Annotated in this window: 15 protein-coding genes; 7 read left to right on the top strand and 8 right to left on the bottom strand. The window is 44.4% G+C overall.

What is annotated here, in order from left to right:
• The first annotated feature begins 59 nt into the window (after nucleotides 1-59).
• Nucleotides 60-770: a hypothetical protein gene (locus QUA16_RS04580; RefSeq protein WP_333102198.1), complete on the top strand. Its 711-nt coding sequence runs from the start codon at nucleotides 60-62 to the stop codon at nucleotides 768-770.
• 216 nt (nucleotides 771-986) lie between these two features.
• Here the strand turns inward: QUA16_RS04580 and QUA16_RS04585 are convergent, their stop codons facing one another.
• Together QUA16_RS04585 and QUA16_RS04590 are read right to left on the bottom strand one after the other, a co-directional pair.
• On the bottom strand, nucleotides 987-1,751 hold the full coding sequence (locus tag QUA16_RS04585) for a DUF4058 family protein (protein WP_333102200.1): 765 nt from the start codon (nucleotides 1,749-1,751) through the stop codon (nucleotides 987-989).
• Nucleotides 1,752-2,309: 558 nt separating this feature from the next.
• On the bottom strand, nucleotides 2,310-2,435 hold the full coding sequence (locus QUA16_RS04590; RefSeq protein WP_333181030.1) for a hypothetical protein: 126 nt from the start codon (nucleotides 2,433-2,435) through the stop codon (nucleotides 2,310-2,312).
• Between the two features lie 63 nt (nucleotides 2,436-2,498).
• On the opposite strand from QUA16_RS04590, the gene QUA16_RS04595 reads away from it, so the two are divergent.
• Complete coding sequence (locus tag QUA16_RS04595; RefSeq protein ID WP_333102201.1) at nucleotides 2,499-2,717, top strand: hypothetical protein; 219 nt, start codon at nucleotides 2,499-2,501, stop codon at nucleotides 2,715-2,717.
• A 261-nt stretch (nucleotides 2,718-2,978) separates the two neighbouring features.
• On the opposite strand, the gene QUA16_RS04600 is transcribed toward QUA16_RS04595, so the two are convergent.
• Nucleotides 2,979-3,125 (bottom strand): hypothetical protein, encoded by a 147-nt coding sequence (locus tag QUA16_RS04600; RefSeq protein WP_333102202.1) that lies wholly within the window; start codon nucleotides 3,123-3,125, stop codon nucleotides 2,979-2,981.
• A gap of 553 nt (nucleotides 3,126-3,678) precedes the next feature.
• Here QUA16_RS04600 and QUA16_RS04605 point away from each other — a divergent pair.
• The 4 genes from QUA16_RS04605 to QUA16_RS04620 all read left to right on the top strand — a co-directional run bounded on the left by QUA16_RS04605 (nucleotide 3,679) and on the right by QUA16_RS04620 (nucleotide 8,736).
• Entirely contained in the window at nucleotides 3,679-4,227 is a 549-nt protein-coding gene (locus QUA16_RS04605; protein ID WP_333102203.1) for a hypothetical protein, read from the top strand.
• Between the two features lie 103 nt (nucleotides 4,228-4,330).
• On the top strand, nucleotides 4,331-6,859 hold the full coding sequence (locus QUA16_RS04610; protein ID WP_333102204.1) for a hypothetical protein: 2,529 nt from the start codon (nucleotides 4,331-4,333) through the stop codon (nucleotides 6,857-6,859).
• Between the two features lie 181 nt (nucleotides 6,860-7,040).
• Nucleotides 7,041-7,880: a hypothetical protein gene (locus QUA16_RS04615; RefSeq protein ID WP_333102205.1), complete on the top strand. Its 840-nt coding sequence runs from the start codon at nucleotides 7,041-7,043 to the stop codon at nucleotides 7,878-7,880.
• A gap of 16 nt (nucleotides 7,881-7,896) precedes the next feature.
• Nucleotides 7,897-8,736: an ATP-dependent DNA ligase gene (locus QUA16_RS04620; RefSeq protein WP_333102206.1), complete on the top strand. Its 840-nt coding sequence runs from the start codon at nucleotides 7,897-7,899 to the stop codon at nucleotides 8,734-8,736.
• A gap of 71 nt (nucleotides 8,737-8,807) precedes the next feature.
• Here QUA16_RS04620 and QUA16_RS04625 read toward each other — a convergent pair whose 3' ends face one another.
• The 4 genes from QUA16_RS04625 to QUA16_RS04640 all read right to left on the bottom strand — a co-directional run bounded on the left by QUA16_RS04625 (nucleotide 8,808) and on the right by QUA16_RS04640 (nucleotide 14,145).
• Nucleotides 8,808-9,362 carry an HU family DNA-binding protein gene (locus QUA16_RS04625; protein ID WP_333102207.1) on the bottom strand — a complete coding sequence of 185 codons (555 nt, stop codon included), beginning with the start codon at nucleotides 9,360-9,362 and terminating at the stop codon, nucleotides 8,808-8,810.
• 46 nt (nucleotides 9,363-9,408) lie between these two features.
• Complete coding sequence (locus tag QUA16_RS04630) at nucleotides 9,409-12,120, bottom strand: hypothetical protein (RefSeq protein ID WP_333102208.1); 2,712 nt, start codon at nucleotides 12,118-12,120, stop codon at nucleotides 9,409-9,411.
• A 6-nt stretch (nucleotides 12,121-12,126) separates the two neighbouring features.
• The gene (locus tag QUA16_RS04635; RefSeq protein WP_333102209.1) at nucleotides 12,127-13,638 is read right to left on the bottom strand and encodes a hypothetical protein; all 1,512 of its coding nucleotides are present in this window, start codon (nucleotides 13,636-13,638) and stop codon (nucleotides 12,127-12,129) included.
• A gap of 78 nt (nucleotides 13,639-13,716) precedes the next feature.
• A complete protein-coding gene (locus tag QUA16_RS04640; protein ID WP_333102210.1) occupies nucleotides 13,717-14,145 on the bottom strand; it encodes an RNase H family protein in 429 nt (142 codons plus the stop codon).
• Between the two features lie 92 nt (nucleotides 14,146-14,237).
• Between QUA16_RS04640 and QUA16_RS04645 the strand changes: the two genes are divergently transcribed.
• Nucleotides 14,238-14,735, top strand: a complete 498-nt coding sequence (locus QUA16_RS04645) for a hypothetical protein (protein WP_333102211.1) — start codon at nucleotides 14,238-14,240, stop codon at nucleotides 14,733-14,735.
• A gap of 243 nt (nucleotides 14,736-14,978) precedes the next feature.
• On the opposite strand, the gene QUA16_RS04650 is transcribed toward QUA16_RS04645, so the two are convergent.
• A complete protein-coding gene (locus QUA16_RS04650; protein ID WP_333102212.1) occupies nucleotides 14,979-15,146 on the bottom strand; it encodes a hypothetical protein in 168 nt (55 codons plus the stop codon).
• Nucleotides 15,147-15,356 lie beyond the last annotated feature (210 nt).

Below are 15,356 nucleotides of genomic sequence, written 5' to 3' on the forward strand. Positions count from 1 at the left end.
AATGCCATGTATGCCCCATTCCTAATCCCCAGACGTTTAATCTAGAGTTAGATAAACTTGTGGAAATATTCGACTCAACGGTAACAGAAAGTGAGGAGCCGTTCTCCGCGATCGGTGAGGTGCGTGAAGCACAGCTATCCCGTAGGGAATCGCCTTTTGGAGTTGAGCCGCCTTCTGGGGCTGCATTCCCTCTCGCTCTGCAAGACAATTGCGATATCGAGGCGAGTCAAGATCGGCATCGGGACGGACACTCTCTCCCAATTGTCTTTTCAGACGCGGCTTTAAAGGCGCTACAAGAAGATGTGGTGAGGTTGGAGAAGTCAATCGTACAGCTAAAACAGCACAAGCAGGAAGCTCAAAAGCAGCATCTGAAAGAGAGAATGCAACATTTGGAGGAGCAGGCAGAGCGCATAAACGCCCTGGCGGAGCAGTTAGCAGCAGAGATGGTAAAATTTCAGGAAATGGCTCAACAGGTTAACCGAGACTGCCACGTTATTCACTCCCCAGAAAATCAAGGAATTTCCCTTTCTGTCGCTCAACAAAATTCAACGCGATCGGATCGGGTGTGGGAAGTTCAAGATATCACTGTCCCTACGGTAGTCAAACGCGGTTTTCAGTTTGTCTTGATGCCCATAAAGGTGGAAAAGCCAGGTAGCGAGGAAGCGGATGCCGCACAGCGGGCTGCAACAGCACAACAGCGTCGAAAAGCGTTAGAGGGCTGGTTAGAGGCGCGGCGGCAACGGATTATTGATAATTTTTCTGGTTTGTGATAATAGAATTTTGGTAGATTTTGCCCTAGCAGTCGATCGCCCTATTTCTTTGCTTGACGCGAGCTGGATTTGCTCCCACGGCCCATTAGCAAAGCGCCGAATTGCCTCAAATTTTTGATTTGTTGCGATTCGACGCGCTCAGTTAATTTGCTTTCATACCCCACGACTTAAACACAGTTTTGTTGCTCCAGAAATTCCACAAATTCAACAAGTGGTTTAGCTTTCCGATGATTCTGCCAAAGACTGCACAAAAAGAAAGTCACTCTCACTCAGCGGTGGGACGGGCTGTACGGAATAATCGATCGCCAAATCTAGAGCCGCCTCCTGATAAACCTGTTCCAAAATCTCAGCTAAATTCACAACAGGTTCTTCATCTGGTGGCTGCAAAGGAAACAAGAATTGGGGAATCGATTCGGTTACATTAAACGCGTAAAGTTCAGCTTCAGGACGGAGATTCGATCGACTGACTAAAATGCGGTAGTCCGATCGAATCCCTTGAACCATCGGCATAAAGTTTCCGGTTCTCAGCAAATCGATTTCAACTAAATGAGTGGCACTGTCCAGAATTTTTTGTCGCTTGGTGAGGTACTTATCTCGACCTTCACCGACTCGTTTATTCTTGGGTGAGAGAACTTCTACAACCGTTACCACCTTCCCAGTCTTGACCTCCCGAATCTCTAGATAGCGTTCTGTGATTTCTTCAGTCAGGGGCAATGTTACTCGAATTGGTTTAGTTAAAACCCCAGTTGTTACACGATTCGGGGCTCCCGAGGTTTCAGGGTTTTGTTGAAAAACCGAGGCATCTGGAATACCCACCAGTAGAGAATCCATGTAAACCCGTTTCTCTACAGCAGCTCGGTACTTGGGTATGAGTGAAGGATTAAGCGATCGGGCCAACTCGATAATCAGCCAGGAGTGAACTTCTGACCACAAAGTAGGATTTTCAAGATAAGGATTCATTCCTGGAAAATGCAGTTTCATAGGAATATCTCTGTTCTGTACAAAACTCATTATGACATAATTGTTGATTGGTTGCACTAATAACTCTTACATACTTAGAATTTTCTCGATAAAACAATCCCACATTTCTCAAAGTTACAGAAGTGTGAAAATATCAATTATAATTACAAATTCTGTTGCTAAATAAATCTTAGAAGTTCTCACAATCCTACAATAACAGTTCGCTAGCTCGATCAATATGAATACCGATGTTCGCTTTAAATTAAACGGTGTTGAAGTAGGAGTAGATACAACTGCCACTAATATCAATTAGGAATATCAATATCAATCAAAAATTCCGCTCGCTAATGCTGGAAGTTATACCGTAGAAGTTGAGGATATTTCACCGCCTCCTATTACGGTGCGATCGACTGCTTCTCTTCAATTTCAGGTTAAGTTACTGGTCCCAAAAATCACTTGATCTCAAGCCAACACTTCACTCCAGCTCTATGTTACTGCAACTATTACCAATCGACCACCCAATTCTGCCGTTCAGTTCTCAATGAATGGAAACATCCTTAAGCTTGATAGGGTAAGTTTTTATAATGTTTCCATTTCTTTCCCTGGTGTCGTCAAAGCTGAATTACTCGTAAATGGTGAACTTCGCACAACCAGTTTCATCACTGTTCGATCGCCGACTCCAACACCGACACCAACACCGACCACTGAACCAATCCTTATTCCTGTCCCAATGGGCCCAATGGGGCCTGAAGGTTCAATGGGGCCCCATTGGGCCCGAAAGGTGATTTAGGTTCCGCCCGTGAACAAGGCCCTCAAGCAGTTACGGGAGAGCGAGGCGATAGGGGCCCTCAAGGAATTCAAGGTGCTCCGGGGCCGATTGGTTTGACAGGCGCACTAGGGGCGGCGGGTGCTAAAGGTGATACTGGTGCGATCGACCCAACAGGTTTAACGGGCCCGAAAGGTGATACGGGCGCTATCTCCTTTTAACAGTTACCAAATATTATTACGACCAACTTCTGAATGGAGGGAGCCAACATTTATGTCATAGCGCACAGAAAACCATCTGCTGAGGGGGACGAAATATCCAACAAGAAATGGTTTTATGCCATCGGTATGACTAAAAAACCCACCGATGAAGCTTTCAATCAACCTGTTGCTGAAATCCCATCTAAATTTCCTGAGCAAAATAGCCAAAATAACTAAAAATCACATCGAATGGTTTAACGAACCGAAAGACTGCTTTTTCTATTATGGCAGCAACTGGTGTCCGGGTTGGGCGATGGCGCTACGCCCCCCGCAAGCTACGGTAAAATTGAACTTCCGTTGGCGCAGCCCTCGCAGAGGATCGTTCCTCAATGTTTCTATCTGGTAAGAAATGCTTCCGGTGACTGTCATTGGCTTCCTGCTAACAAAGCTTCTTGTCGTGGGGAAGGTCAAAGTCATCTGTTTGACAGTAGTTATATGGTCAATTCCTTTGATAGGCTTAAAATCAAGAAATTCAAGCCTATCTCCTGAAATTTTATGCACTTTCTCGCCACTAATAGCGTTGCACCAGTTCGCTACTGGTTTTTCTTATCCTCAAGTTTGTTGTGTGTTTCGCTTACTATTTTGTTGACCCGCTACAGAAAATGGTCAAATTGTTTTTTTAGGTGACAAAAACAGTGATAAATGGGTAAGCAATTTTGAAAATGCCTAGTTTTTTGATACTCAAAAGAGTGCAAATATTAAAGCAACAGTTTTAAACAATAATTCTGTAGCTTGCTGGTTTTTTGCTAATTCTATATTTGTTATTGCCGTTTCCTGGTCATAACCCATTAGGCAATTTTAATTTTTATTCCTATCTTATTTGTAAACAAAAGTCAAGTTTTTGCCGTCAAAAAGAGAAATAAAATTGAGATGATATACTAAAAAAATAATTTATCGATCGATACCGAACTCGATTACCACCATGACAATAACAGCAGGATTCGCAACAAAAATGCTGCGGGCAACACTCGCTGACTACAACTTTTGGCCCCAATCTGAAAGCGATTCACCGCTTTCGATTAAAAGAGCTAAACTGCCATTGGATGAAGCAGCAATTCTTAGCAGAGATGCTTCAATGCGGAGAGCTGCAATCAAGGCGATGAATCCCCTCGCTCCTAGTTACAAAGCTCCGGCGACACGACGCATTGAATACAAAACTTTAGAGGAGCTATTTCAACCTTTGATCAGAAACTCTTTGACAGAGTTAGTAGGGATGGCAACCCAAAGTTTGGCGATGGAAGAGCCTGTTTTACCAGAGACAGTATTTAGCATTTTGATGCCGATCGAACAGGTTGAATATCTAACTGAGCTTTACCAAACATTCACTCAGTTGCAAAATACTAAAGTCATCATGGTTCACGACGATGACGGTGACAACACAAGCCCTGATGCTTACACCACTCTGATGATTGCTGGAGAATCATTGGAATCAGAAGTTATCCTGGCTCAGGCTCTGCTGATTCAAACCTGATAAGCGCCAAAGTTCTTTCTCTCTCTTGTTTTTAATCTCTTCTCTGGTATTGACTACAGAGAAGAGATTAAATATCGTGTATTCACAAATTAAATAAATAATCATGGCAATTAGAATCACCGCCCCAAATCAGCCAAGTATTCAAGTAAACTCTTTGCCTTATTCTTTACCTGTTACGGCGCTCGCAGACAGTAACACAAATACTGACGTTCGATTTAAGCTAAACGGTACAGTTGTCGGCACAGATACTACAGCAACCAATGTCGGAACAACGGCTGCGCCTCAATATCAATTTGGGATGAGTATTACAATTAATGCTGCGGGGAATCATTTAATTGAAGTTGAGGATATTACTGGAACAGTTCCTATTACAGTTCGATCGACTGCTCAACTAAATTTTGAAGTTAAGCTAAATACTCCAACAATTGCGCTACGAAATCCTATTCTTTATTCAGGACAAACTGTAGTAGTTGCTGATGTCGCATATCCGCCAACTAACTCTTTTGTCCGCTTCACTCTCAATGGCACAATTATCAAGGAATCTCCTTGGATTCCTTACGAAGCAGCCATTACACAAAATGGAACTCTACGTGCTGATTTGATGGTTGGTACGAGTGTTGTTGCTACCGCTTCTCGTGAGGTTTCTCTTATTCCTCCAGAGCCGGCAATCGTTGGGCCGACTGGGCCAGTCGGGCCAGCAGGGCCGACTGGTCCGATCGGCCCTCAAGGAATTCCCGGCGAAAAGGGCGATCGCGGTGATATCGGAGCGACTGGTTCGATCGGAGCGACTGGTAATCCTGGCGCTCCTGGCCCTCAAGGTATTCAGGGAAATCCTGGTGCAACTGGTGCGGTCGGGCCGATCGGGCCTAAAGGTGATCAAGGAAACCCCGGCGTTTCTGGTGCGACTGGTGCTCCCGGTGAAAAAGGGGAACCAGGCAATCAAGGAATTCAAGGTATTCAAGGTTTGACCGGCCCGGCTGGCAGTCCAGGGCCTCAAGGAAATCCAGGCATTCAAGGTGAACCGGGCGAACGTGGCTTACCCGGAACTCCCGGCGCTCCGGGTGCTGAAGGTTTACAGGGTGTACCTGGAATGGTCGGCCCGAAAGGTGATAAAGGCGATATTGGCAATCCAGGAATGCAAGGCCCGATCGGTGAAAAAGGCGATCGAGGCGATCAAGGTCTAGTTGGCGCTACTGGCTCTCAAGGAATTCCAGGCTTAACCGGCCCACAAGGCAGTCCCGGCCCCAAAGGCGATCGTGGCGACCAAGGCATTCCCGGTGAAATTGGCGCAACCGGCCCGGCAGGCTTAACCGGCCCGCAAGGCGCTCCCGGCATAAAAGGCGATCGTGGCGATCAAGGCATTCCCGGCACGGTCGGCGCGACTGGCGATCAAGGTTTAACCGGCCCGCAGGGTTCCAAAGGCGATCGAGGTGATCAAGGAATTGCTGGCGATATCGGCCCTGTTGGTTCGATCGGTTTGACAGGCTCGCAAGGTGCTAAAGGCGACCGTGGCGACCAAGGAATTCCCGGCGAAATTGGCGCGATGGGTCCGATCGGTTTGACGGGCCCACAGGGTGCTAAAGGCGATCGAGGTGATCAAGGAATTCCGGGCGATGTTGGCGCAACTGGCGCAACTGGCCCGATCGGCTTAACCGGCCCCGCAGGTCAAAAAGGCGATCGCGGTGATCAAGGCATTCCAGGTCAAATCGGAGCGCAAGGTATTCAAGGCGTTCCCGGCCCTAAAGGCGATCGCGGAGAGCAAGGAATTCAGGGTATACCGGGCAATATCGGGCCGGCTGGTCAAATGGGGCCGGCTGGTGCAACCGGAGCGCAAGGTGCTCAAGGACCACAAGGGATTCAAGGGCGACCCGGTTTGATTTGGCGCGGAAACTGGAACGCGACGACGAGCTACGTCATGTTTGATTCTGTCGCCCACAACGGCAACAGCTATATTGCCAACGCACCAAGCATAAATTCTGCACCGCCGTCGGCTGCTTGGACTTTGGGAGCTAAACAAGGCGACCAAGGTATCCAAGGATTGCCTGGAGCTAAAGGTGATACTGGAGCGATCGGGCCTACTGGTTCAACTGGCGCAACCGGAATTCAAGGTGCAACTGGTGCCGTTGGAGCGCAAGGGCCGACTGGTCAAAAAGGTGATACTGGCGCAACTGGCGCAACTGGCGCGACTGGCGCAACTGGAGCGCAAGGAAATCCCGGTATTTCTGGGCCGGTAGGACCGATCGGACCGAAAGGCGATACTGGGGCAACAGGGCCAGCGGGTAGTGCTGGTACAGGTATTGTCTGGGGTGAATGGGTAAACATTCCTGTCTTAATTGGCAGTGGCAGTTTAAGAGTTCGCCGATCTGGAAATTTACTGCACCTTCAAGGAGGCACCCAAGTAACAGCACCGTCTACTTCTGGGACACCTAGTTTGACTTTAGCCAATGTTCCATCAGGATTTGGTGTTTCGCAAAGCAGACCGTTCCCAGTTTTTGCGAATCCATCTTCAGGGACTCACGTAACTGTAGGTAATGTCACTTATGCCAGTAGCGGAATCATTCTTTTGCATTTTGCAAAAGATGCCGGAACAATAAGCACATATTACGCGATCGATCAGCTCTTAGTTGACTAATATGCAGTTCATAATCCCGTTATTTCCCAAAATAGCGGGGTTATAGCAATCCTAAGTGATTTTCTAAATCAGTAAAATCTGAAAGTCTTGCTATACAACAAGTCTAGGAAGACAAGAGGGCGTTGTGTTGTGAGACTCAGATCGGATTGCTATATAAAGTATCTAACCTATAACAATCAAAATGCTTCCACAATTAGCGAATACTTACAGTCCTGCAAAGGAATATCTTACAGGTTTCTGGTTTAGCAGTCCTAAGCTCAACGGAATTCGGTGTGTTTATCAAAGATTTGGTGCAATAAAGGGATTAAGAAGCCAGACTTTGACTACGCGATTCGTTGGACTCGATCGTCTTGAGTTAGCGTGTCAAACTATCTGTGATGCTAATAATCTGTCGTTTCTTGATGGTGAGCTATTCATTCCCGGCAAAACACTTGATGAACTTACGGTGTTAGTGCGGGATCGAACCAACTATGACCTTGCTGATAAGTTGGCTGTCGAGTTTAGAGTTTCTGCTGTTGTTTCAACAGCGAATCCTAATCTGACAGGTCATGAAATGATTGCTTTGATGCAACAAAACTTCCCTCCGCTGGGAATTCCGCTGGGAATGGTGAGCTTTATACCTCAAGAATTGATTCGCAGTACACCGCTCGGAGTTCTTGACGAATATACAAAAATAGTGAATTCTGGGATTTCTGATGAAATATTCCTCAGAAATCCTGATTCAGTCTATTCAGAAGTACGATCGGATAACTATCTGAAAGTGAAGGGCATAACAAGCGGGATTTTTACTGTTGTTGGATTTACTCAAAATCCTGTAGTGAATTTCGTCAGTTATATGTCCGTTGAAGGGATGGTAAATGGAGTTAATAAAATTATTCGTGTTTATGGTTTAAACGATGAAGAAGAGCAGGATCTGTGGATGAATAGAGATTCCTATATAGGCAAACAAGTCCAAATTGTTTATATGGGACTAAGTGCTACAGGAAACCTCCGAACTGCTGCTTTGGGTCGATTTGTTTAAGGAGAAAGTTTAAATAATGTTGCCACAATTAGCCAATACTTACAGCCCCACAAAAAACTATGGGGTTGCTCAATGGTTTAGCAGTCCCAAACTGGATGGAGTGCGGTGTCTGTACGAAAATCAAAGCAGTGGATTAAGAAGTCGTTCGGGATTAACTCGATACTTAGGATTGACTGAGATTGAGGAAATATGCGAAAGTATCCGATCGACTAATAATTTATCATTCTTGGATGGTGAGTTATACATCCCTGGAACTCTTTTTGATGTTATCTCAGGAATTGTCCGCAGCAGAAAAACTGTAGAATCTGTAGTAGCAAATAAACAAAAAGTTCAGTTTCGCATCTTTGCGATCGGGTTCAATCAATTCCCGACAATGGAGACAGTTCATGAAGTAGATCAGGTCAAGCAAATTTTCCCGGCAATGGGGAAAGTTAGCTACGTCCCTCAGAAATTGATTGAAAATAATCCTTTGGTAATCCAAACTGAAGCTGAATTGGTCAAAAGTTCTGGTTTGTCGGATGAAGGGATAATCCTACGGAATCCGAACTCTGTTTACTCCGGGGTTCGATCGAACAATCTCCTAAAAGTCAAAAACTTTGTCAAGAATAACTTTACGGCGGTTGGGTTTACCAAAGGTAGTGGCAAATATGCCAAGTCTTTGGGTAATTTACTGATTCGGGGAATGATTAACGGTCAGACCATCAATAGTCGAGTGGGGACAGGATTTACTGACTTGGAGCGATCGACAATATTTGCAAACCAAGCTGATTATTTAGGCAGAACGCTGGAAGTGGTTTATCTTGGTGTGACTGCTACAGGCTCTTTACGGCATCCAGTATTCTCGACATTTGTGTGAACCAAAATAGAGGCAGAAAAAAGCTTGAGTATTGTACATCTACTCAAGCTTTTTTCTGTTCAGCTCAGGGACTATTGGACAATTCCTACCAATTCCGGGACTTTCCCCGCTAATTTCCAGCCTGTGCTAGGCGAGTAAACCGGGGTGCTAGCGTTAACTCCCCAGCCTGCTAGTTCACTGGTTGGCACTTCAACGAAAGAACTATCAGGAGCCTTGATTTGCCAGGTTTGTTCTGGATGACTCAAAGTTTGTTGCGGTAGCAATTCAGCGGGAATCGGAGGAGGAGTCGTTGCTGCAACAGGAACAACTGATTGAGCAGTAGATTCAGCAGCAGGTGCAGGCTGTGGTTGGCTTGGATCAGGCTGAACTAAAGTCAAAAAGGATTTGCTGAAACTGAGCTTAGGTCTGCGAGAAGCTTTAAAAGTGATAGCTTCTCCAGTCCGAGGGTTGCGTCCTTGACGTTCAGGTCGATCGGTAGCTTTTAAAATCCCTAACCCTTCTAACGGTAGTTTTTCACCATTGCGGAGAGTGAGTGACATAAAGGCTACTACTGATTCCCATACGGCAGTAATGGTACTTTCAGAAAATCCTGTTGAAGCTTTTACGTGGTCAATTAAAGCAGACATGACTAATGCTAACTAATGAATATTTTCATTATGCACTATCAAACGATTAATTTGGTGGTAAACCAAAATCTTCTGGTTTGTATAGACCTGCTGGTAGGTTGCCTTCCAAATAATCGATCTGTTCTTGACTGAGCGATCGATTATACAGCCGAACTGTTTTCGTGGTAATTCGCCCAGCTTCGTCAACAATTTTGCCGTTGGTGTAACAGCGCATCTCGCGAGTTTCGCCGATCGCAACTTTACTTTGGTACTCTTTTGGTATCCATCCAAGAGGGAAGTAGCCAATATTTTTGGTACTTTCAGGAAAACTCATATCCACGGCAATTTCCATCCGTGCTGCGACTTCTCCGGCAGCAGGCTTCATTCGTTGGACAATGCGAACGAGAACATTCTGCCCTTTCCATTCGCCTCTACTCCAGATATTAGGTTCTTGTTTGTGAACGTTGTAAGCATTGAAATAAGGCAAGGTGTCGGGGTTTTCTTGTAAATCTTTCACGATTTCTTCCCTGAATAAGTTGAAGACCAGTGAGCCAGTGCTAGCCTCAGACGCTCCGGTATGAACAGCTCGCCAGTAAGCAGCAGCCCAGCTTTTTTCGCTGAAAGCCTCGCCGTTAGCATCGGCTAATTGTTCAAACGCCGAACTTTTCAGAGCTTGATATTTTGCCGATACTTCACGGAGTTTGGTAGTGTCGCCATCGTTTTGCTTTTTCCATTCGATCGCAACCTTCATCTCGTCCGCGTATCCTTTGCGTTGCTCAAAAGCAAAATCTAACTGCTTTTGATCGACTACAACACCCACAAAGAGTGCATTTTCAAAGGAGTTGATGTTGATGTTGGTTTCCAACTGAGCTGGTTTCCAGTAGGTGTTAACGACTCTGACCAGGCGGGAAATAGTATCCATCGCATCCTCGGCAACGGCACAGGGTCGAGTTAGATAAACCGCATCCTCTTTAAAGTCTTTGAGCCAGGGGATTTTACCAGCATCTCCGAGACTGTTGAGATAGTCAGTAACAGCTTGCAAACCCTTGTCATTGTTGGGATATGCGGATTTTAATGAGTCAACCGCGATTTGAAGTTCCTGACTGAGGAAGTCGATAATTGCCATTTCTTTGGGAGCTGTCTGCATCCCGCCGGGAGGAATCATCAGGACTATTCCTTCAGCTCCCGCACCTCGGGCCCGACCCAGAAGTGAAGCAACAATCCCGGTGCTGTCATTCATGCTGTTAACCGCGACTTGTTGCAGAGTTCCAGGCAGCGCCATTTTTGGAAGCTTGTCAACGGATGGAGGTTTGTCAAAGTTGGCGATCGCATCTCTCAGAGCTGGATACTCCTTGGATGCGATGAGCTGAACAAAGTCCCCGTCAAAGTCTCTGCCCAAATTCAGCATGAGTTTTGTCGAGGCTGCCATCAATCCATAGCCTTTGGCATAAGTGCCTTCATGACGGTTGATCCAAAGCTGACAATCTCCCCAGTGGCGCATGGGGTTACAAAATACGATGTACTCGCCGGGAGCCATCCCCGGTGCACAAAACACTTTTTCCTTAAAAGTGGTTACGTTGTTAGCGTCCGTGGTTTCGTATTTTTGGAAATACTCATCAGGTTGCGACATCAGCGACCAAAAACGAACTCCGGCTGCTTTCGCTAAATTAAGCCAAACAGCGCGAAGTCTTTCTGCTACCTTGCCAGTTATGTACGGATGTAGTAGCAATCTCCCTTTTATGTCATATTTAATAATCTCCATCGCCGTGTTGACATACTCTGCCTCTGATTGAATGGAGTCGCCTTGTTCCTGCTCTAACTCTGCTTCAACCTGATGGATTCGCAACTCAGTAGCCAAGGCTTGAATAGAGTTAGTAGCTGCTGCTAACTTTTCACATTTCGCTCGAAGTCTGGTAATAATTTTGTCTTGTTCCAGTGTTTCAAACTTAAACCATTGAAATAGCATCCAACCTGCTTTTGCTGTGCGCTTTTCCGCCTCAAATACTAATCCACAGAGTAATTTATCTGTGTAGTTTCCGAGTGCTGGTTTGTTACCTTTGAGCGAACTCCAAGGTATGACCAAATCGTAGCCTGAGTCATCTAACAGAGGATTGTAGGCGATCGTTCCTTTTGCTACCCATTTTTTAAACGCTGCTATCCGAAACTGAATAGGAATATCAGCATCAATCTCATCAGGATTAAATTCTGCTGTTCCCGCACCGAGCAATTGCATGAATTCTCTGGAAGCTTTTGCGTGACTGTCTCCGCTGTTCCAGTGCCGTTTATTTACTGGATCATCTTGCGGATTGCCGTTACCATCTTTGGCTGTATCATCAACTATTACATAGTTGAATTCGCGACCAATTAAATGCTTACATCCTGTGTGAAGAATACTGCCGTAAATGATTCGTTTCCATTGTTCCGTTGCTAGAGTTCCATAATAGTCTTTCCCGATCGGAGCCAGATTGAATGTAAACCTGCCATGATTGCGGGAATTGCTAGCTAAATCCAGTTGATACCGATCGACTTTATTAGCTACAAATGGGTTAAGCAGTGCAGCATTTTTGGTACTTTCTGGAATCTCACCAATACAAAATCTATCTTTTCCAACATCTTTGTGCAAGCCTGAAAGCAAAGTATTTCGCAAAGTTACTTTGGGAGTATTCGCCCATTCTTTTGCGACGCAATCCCATACAGACAAAACAGCAGTAGTTGCTATTTTTGCCAGTGTTTCATCGGCACCGTACCAGTCGTATTTTAGGTCATATTCGGTTGGCATATCTGATTAAATGAAGTCCATAAAGTTGAGTCTATCTGTTGCTATTCGAGCAACTTTGTCGGCTCCTAATAATGCTGCAATTTCTTCTTGTCCAGTGACTTGAATTGGATTATCAGGATTAGTTAGATTATAACAAATGGCATACTCATTTTTAGCATCTATCCCCAGTCCAACAATTTGGCTCATAGCAAGTCGAGCAGTGTCTCGCATCTCTTTGGCTGAAGCTTTGAATTTCTCCAATATTTCGATCGCATTAGTGTCGTACATGGCAGCTACCATCAAATTAAATCGATTAGGATTGTCGGCTAAATCTCCAAAGATGTAGAGAGTTTTTGCTAGGGCGGTTTTGTTTCGCATGGCTAAAATAATGATGATCGAGACAATCAAAATAGGGCCTGCCATTGCCAGCAAAAACATCCAGGCAGTAACATTCATGTTTGTCGTACCAAAAACAGTCATCAACAAAGCTTCGTTAGCTTTCAACGCAGAAGCAGCAAAAAATCTTAGTGCTTCTGCTCCAGAACTGCCAGAAACTTTGAGAACAACCGAAGTTACGCAATGAGTGAGAGCTGAAATTAAACTGGCTGGCATTCCAATTAGATTCATACAATTGCTTAGAAACCAGCTTGCTATGCTAGAAATAATGCCTGCGGTAATCCCTACTGTTGCCAAAGCACTTCCTACAGCAACGATCGGCGCGACGACGGGAACAACTACCAAAGCGCTTGCATTTACTTTGATACTTCTGATTGACAAGATTCGATAGTTGTAAATTGAGTTGATAGCGTAGTTGCTATTACCTATTACTGTTCCTGTACCTGTACCTGTACCTGTACCTGTACCTGTTCCTGTACCTGTACCTGTTCCTGTACCTGTTCCTGTCGTAGAGCGTACAATTCTGGGAGAAGGGATAGGTGCATCACCCATAGCAACTAAACTTCTAGCCACATTGTTGTATTTAGATCGCGTTCTACGTCGATCGTCTAATTTTAGTCGTTCATCTTGCAATTCTTGGTAATATTTATCTCGTAATCTTCTAGCTTCTTCCTGCATTAGAAGCTTTTTTTGATTAATTGATCTCCAAGCCTCATCCATAGCGTAGTTAATTTTTACCCCGGTTTTGGACAATTCTGGGAGATTTAAGCTATTGTTGAAAGCATTTATGACATCACCATAGATACCTTTCTCTGTACTTGTAGAGATTAATCCAGCCAACGCTCTTTCACCAGCACCTGCTAAATTGGGATAAAGTTTGCTGTTGTAGGCACGGTTGATGCCGTGGGATGTTTCCAAGAATGCTGTTCCACATTGAGCTATCAGAAGAGGAAATGCTGCTACATTCTGCGATGACTGAAGCCAACCTAAAAGAACTTTAGCCGTTGGATGAGCCAACAATCCCTGAGTCAGCGGTTGCTCCAGGAGCCATTGCTGAGGAGCCTCCATTATCTTTTTGACTTCACTAACTCCTTTTAGTGATTGAAAATTAGCCCAAACATCATCGAGTGGATTGGTAGGCATAGTAAGTGTGGTTTGAGATATTTTTAACAATATTATAATTCAATTCACACACTTAATGCCTACCGTCATTAGCTAATTTTAAGAATTAGAGTTTTTTAAACTTTCTAGTTTAGCAACTCTATCGCATTCAGTCAGTTCAGGAGTAGAGTTTCGGGCTAGCCAGATCCATGTCACCTCATGAACTTTTGCTAATTTATCAAGTTCTTCCCACAAGTCTTGATTAGCGTTACGTTTCCAACCTTTAGCCATTGTGTTTACGACGTAGCTTGAATCCGAAAACAGTGTCACCTTACAAGGCTTCTTGAGAGCTTTCAACGCTTCAATCGCTGCTGTCAATTCCATCCGATTATTGGTAGTGGTTGTATCAGATTGACCACTAATCATTTTCTTGTTAGTTTTGTCTGGAATTGTGAGTAATGCAGCCCAACCACCTGGCCCTGGATTCCCTGAGCAAGCACCATCACAATGAATATTAACCACACTTTTTGTTTCAGTTACAGTTGTCATTACTTTTAACAAAAAAGAACATCAAAATCTAAAAGCGAAGCTACCTAAAACCTGAATTATTGCTATAATATAACAAAGAATTGGGGGGATTTATGTCAGAATACACAGATTTGTTGAGAGAATATGCGCGTTTATCGGTTATCAATTCTGGATTGTCGATCGAGAATTCTGAATTATTGAGCGAGAATTCGGAACTGTTAATAGAAAGTTTGAGGGTAAAAGCAGAAAATCTAAGACTGACTGAGCGGTTGGAACAAATGAACTATTTAGCAAGAGCAATGTATAACGATTTCAAACTCGATCAACCACATGGAAACTTGACAGAAAATAATAGAGAATCCTTAGAGCTGGAGAGTGGCGGGACTATCTATTTAGTTCAGTATCTCGATCGAAATGGAAAATCCTACATATCAACAGAAGGTTTTACACCAGAAGGTGACATAGCCCCTAAGCTTTATTATTTCGGCTATGCGGTCTTTTTCATGGTAGAAGAACTGGTACGACAAGGATTTAATAGTCTGCCTGAGAGATTTTCAACGTTGTTCGTAGCTTGCGGGGCGCGTAGCGCCATCGAAACCCAAAGTTTATGAACTATGTAGTCAAAGAATTTGAACGGGTGATGGCATATTATTTATAAGTCCAGCGAAGAAGTTCAGCAGTCAAAGAACAAAAATTTGATATTCATTTAGAAACTAAGGAAGTTTTACTTATGGACGATCGTACCAAACAACGGTTTGAAACAACTTGACGACCAATCGCTTTCATAGATAACTCCTGACTCCGCAAACTACGAATGCGTTCTCTCAAAGCTTCAATTTCAGCGGTCGATGGCGCTACGCGCCCCGCAAGCTACGAGTAGATGGTTCGACTTGCTTAGGCTGTAAGTCCCATGCTCTGATACTGCGCTGTACCTTTCCTGCTGTCGTGTTGGTATGTTTGGCTATCTCGGAATAAGATAGCCCTAGACGGTACAAACGGATTTGTTCTTCTAGAGTGCTCATCTATGAAAGCAGAATTATTAATAGACCTCTTGCAAAATAAATTTATGATATAATGAAAGGTTTTGCTCTAGCTGATTGAATCAAAACTCCTAACTTATTCTCACTCTTGTCTTGCAAGAAACAAGATAAAATGCTATAAAGCTCTGTTGGTCGTTACACAAGAAATAAATCATGAAAAATCAATTTTATCTAAATTTAAAACCTTGTGAA

This window comes from Microcoleus sp. S13_C3, assembly GCF_036700905.1.
In the GTDB taxonomy this organism is placed as follows: domain Bacteria; phylum Cyanobacteriota; class Cyanobacteriia; order Cyanobacteriales; family Microcoleaceae; genus Microcoleus.